Genomic DNA, 4,212 nt, shown 5'->3' with positions numbered 1-4,212 from the left:
GGGCGGAAGTGGGTGGCGTAGTGGGCCAGCCGCCGGACGGTGCGGGCCGGGCGGCGGTGTGCTTCGAGGCGGAGCGCCAGGTGGTCCTTGAGGGTGATGTAGGGCTGCCAGGTGTCGCCGGCGGCCCGGCCGAGCCGGGGGCGGGCCGGTGAGCGGTCCTTCGGGCCGACGAGGTCGTGCGCGGCGAAGAGGGCGCCGACCGAGCTCCCCGTCTCGTCCTCGACGGTCATCCGGGCGTCCCAGAGGGTGTCCCGGGCGCCGAGGGGGCGCAGGAGACGGGTGAGGTCGGCCCGGGTGCGCCAGCTGATGCCGGTGGCGTCGCGCCGCAGCTCGTCGACGGGGAAGCGGAAGGTCCGCGAGCCGTCCCGGACCCGGAACTCCAGGTGGGCCGTGGGCGCGGGACCGGGGCCGGTGTGGTCCGGCAGCACGATGCGGCCTTCGAGCAGGACCCGGCCGCCGTCGGCCTCGTAGCGGGTGAGCCGGTTCATCAGCCGCAGTTCGCCGAACGTGCGGTGCTGGTGGCCGAGTTCCGTGACGTCCAGCGCCGGGTCCGCGCCGTCGCCCCGCCAGTGGACTCGTCCGTCCCGTCCCCGGACGAGCGGCGCGGCGACGGTGCCCCGCCGGCGCAGCGCGTACGCCGCCTCCAGCACGCCGTCCGCGTCCCCCCGCTCCAGCAGGCGCACACCGACGCGTTCGACGGGCGGGAGCGTGAGCAGCACCGGTTCCGGGACGTTCCCCGCCAGCACCCGGGCCGCCGTGGCGGCCAGCCGGTCACGCTCGGCGGTCGGCAGCGCCGGGAACGCGCGGACGAGGGCGACGAGCCGGTCGAGCAGGAAGGCGCGTTCCCGCTCCTCCCGCAGGTCCGTCAGTCCCCGGGCCTCCAGGAGGTGGCACACCCGGCGGTGCGCCTCGACGCGCCCCGCGAGGTCCCGGCCCGGGTCCGCCGGGGCCCGGCCGTCGACGATCCGGCGGCGCACCAGGGCGATCCGGCCGACCGCGGACGCGGCCCGGGGGCCGAAGGCGGTCTCGCTGGGTCCCAGGTCCTCGTCGTAGCGCAGCCCGTGCCGCTCCAGGGCCTCCCGGCGCAGGCAGAAACCGGTCACCAGGGCGTCCCGGACGACCAGTTCGGGTGCGTCGGTGAGCCGGGTGACGACCCGGGAGCGCGGGAACAGGGCGTGCTGCCAGGGAGGTTCGGCTTCCTTGGTGCCGTCCCCGGTGAGCCTGCTCCAGCCTCCGGCGACCAGGTCGGCCCGGGTGCGCTCGCCGGTCTCCCAGAGGGTGCGGCAGGCGTGCCGCTGGAGGCGTTCGCCGTCTCCGAGGACGAGGACGTAGGTGCCCCGGGCCGCCGACAGCCCGGCGTTGCGCGGTACGGCGGCGAAGCCGCCCGGGGAGTCGGCGGTCAGGACGCGGACCCGTTCGGGGGAGCGCCCGGCGAGGGCCCCGGCCGCCGCGCGGAGCGGGGCCGCGGCGTCCGGGTCCAGGACGACCAGCGCCTCGACGGCGCGCAGCGACTGGCCGAGCACGGACTCCACGGAGGCCCGCAGGGCCGCCGCACCGCCCGGTCCCGGAGTGATCACACAGCTGACGTCGGGGCCGCTCATGCCAATGCTCCCTTCAGCATCGCGTCCACGACCCGGGACGCGGCCGTCCCGTCGTCGAGGTCGCAGAACGACTCGCGGAAGCGCGCGTACGCCTCCCGGTGGGGGGCGGTCGCGGCCTCCGGGTCGCGCAGCGCCCCGACGACCTCGGCCGAGGTGGCCAGGAGCGGCCCCGGGGCCCGGGCCTCGAAGTCGAAGCAGAAGCCGCGCAGGGTGTCGCGGTAGTGCTCCAGGTCGTAGGTGTGGAAGAGCATCGGGCGGCCGGTCGCGGCGAAGTCGAACATCAGGGACGAGTAGTCGGTGACGAGCGCGTCGCTGATCAGCATGAGCTCGGTGACGTCCGGGTGGCGCGAGACGTCCCGGACGGTGTCGCTCTCCGGAACGCTCCCGCCGACCAGGTAGTGGCGGCGCACCAGCAGGACGTGGTCGTCGCCAGCAGGACGTGGTCGTCGCCGAGCGCCCGCCGCACCTCGGCCAGATCGAGCTGGAGGTCGAGCCCGTACCGGCCGCCGCTCCTGGGCCGGTCCTCGCGCCACGTGGGGGCGTACAGGACGGTGCGGCGGCCCTCCGGCACGTCCAGCGACTGGCGGACGGAGGCGGCGACCTTGTCCCGGTCCGGGGCGTACAGCAGGTCGTTGCGCGGGTAGCCGCACTCCAGGACGTCGCCGGTGTACCCGAAGGCGCGGCGCAGCACCGGGGTGGAGAAGGTGTTCGGGGAGACGAGGACGCTCCACTGGGCCGCGCGCCGGGGCATGGACGCCATGTAGGCGGCGTCCGCGTGCGGGGTGCCCTCCAGGTCGCGTCCGATGCGCTTGAGCGGGGTGCCGTGCCAGGTCTGGACCACGAACTGCCCCTCGGCCCGCTCGAACCACTCCGGGAGGTGGGTGTTGGTGACGATCCAGCGGCTGCGGGCCAGGGCCTCGTACCACTCGGCGCTGTGCAGGGTCACCGCACGCACTCCGGCGGGCACGGCGGCCTGCTGGTCGCGTACGACCCAGAGGTGGTCGAGGCCGGGCGCGCGGCGGGCCAGTTCCTCGTGGACGGCGCGGGGGGAGTCCGAGTACTGCCGCCCGTCGAAGCTGGAGTACAGCACGGCCTCACGCGGTGTACCGCGCCGGGCCGCCGCGTACCGTTCGCGCAGCCCGCGCTGCCCGTACGCCCCGCGCTCGCGCACCGGCAGGACGCTGCCGGACTCCAGGCAGAGCCGGTCGTGGAAGCGGCGCCGAAGGGTGAGGCGGCGGCCGCCCGCCTCCTGGTGCAGCGGCAGTCCGGCGTGCAGCTGGGGGGCCAACCGCAGCGGGAGGTAGCGGTCCGGGTCACGCTCGCCGCGCTCCCGCAGGAACGGGTACCAGCGCCCCTCGGCCAGCGGCAGGACGCCCGCGAGGGAGGTGACGGCCCCCGGGGTCAGCGATACGCGGAACGCGTCCGCCTCCCGTTCCACAGCGACGGTGTTCTCCTCCTGGTGGCCGGCGTGGAGCAGCACCAGCTCGACGGGCCCGGCACCTGCCCCGGGGCAGGTGCCCTCCAGGAGGAGGACGCCGTCCCCGGTCCACGCCGCCCGGGTGAGGACGGGCTGGACCGCGCGGTCGGTCAGGACCAGGTCGCCGGACGGGTTGGCGGCGGCGTACACCTCGCGTCCGGCGGCCGACGGGTACCGTCCGGCGTCGGTCTCCGGGCGGTACGCGACCGCCGTCCGGCGGGCCCCGTCGACCAGGTGCACGCCCCAGTCGCCGTCCACGCCCCGGAACGCCGCGACCGGCACCTCGGCGACGACGGTGCGGACGTGCCCGGGGGCGCCGGCCCGCTCGCCGCCGGGCAGGTCCGGGCCGTCGCAGGCCGCCAGGGGGAACTCCCGGGTCTCCTTGGTGTGCCACTCCTGGATCCGCAGGGCGGTCGGCGTCCCCCCGCCCAGGAGCCGCACGGTGATCCGGACGCCGTCGCCGGACCGTGTCGGGCCGTGCCCGGCCAGCACGGCCTCGACGTGCTCGGCGCGCAGTTCCAGCTTGTTGCCGGAGAGCAGCGGGACGACCCGGGTGCGCGCGTCGACGTACCGCACGGCGGGCGCGGCCGGGTGGCCCAGCAGCCGCATCGGTCCGCGCCGCGGTCGGCCCCCGCCGAGCACGAGGGCCTCCAGCTTCCAGACGCTCCGGGACGCCGCCCGTCCGGCGAGCCGTCGCGGATCGACGACGGCCGTGAAGCCGGACCGTTCGTAGCCGTGCAGCGAGCGGCCCGACCCGGCCGCCGCCTCGCCCGCCGGCGCCCTGCGCATCCGGAGCGGGACCAGCCGGCGGCCCGCCCGCAGCCAGCCGGCCACGGGGGGCCCGCCGGGGGCGTTGCGGACGTAGGCGTATCCCGTCAGGTGCAGCAGCCCCTTGCGCCAGACGGCCTCGGTGAGGTGTGCGTGCACCGGCAGGTCGGCGTCCGACAGGGCCGTCACCCGGCGCGGGAGGGGGCCCTGGACGCCCGGGAACTGGGCGCGGGGCCTCAGCAGGCCGCGGATGTGGAAGGTGTCGCGGTCGGCGCCCTCGTGGGCCAGCAGCGCCAGCAGCTCGGCGGTCCTGCCCTCCCGGATCAGCTGCCACTTGACCCGCAGGTGCAGCGGCAGTCCGTCGAA

The 4,212-nt window shown here is 76.6% G+C and carries 1 protein-coding gene and 1 pseudogene; both read right to left on the bottom strand.

What is annotated here, in order from left to right:
* Positions 1-1,601: glycosyltransferase (locus tag IH13_RS0118195; protein WP_031085734.1), on the bottom strand; the 1,601-nt coding region annotated here is incomplete at its 3' end.
* Positions 1,598-4,212 (bottom strand): annotated as a pseudogene (locus IH13_RS37790) (CDP-glycerol glycerophosphotransferase family protein); the annotation flags it as partial. The gene IH13_RS0118195 and the pseudogene IH13_RS37790, both read right to left, overlap by 4 nt.

It is taken from the genome of Streptomyces sp. NRRL WC-3549 (assembly GCF_000721935.1).
Classification (GTDB): Bacteria; Actinomycetota; Actinomycetes; order Streptomycetales; family Streptomycetaceae; genus Streptomyces.
This window is presented reverse-complemented; position numbering and strand designations above follow the sequence as displayed.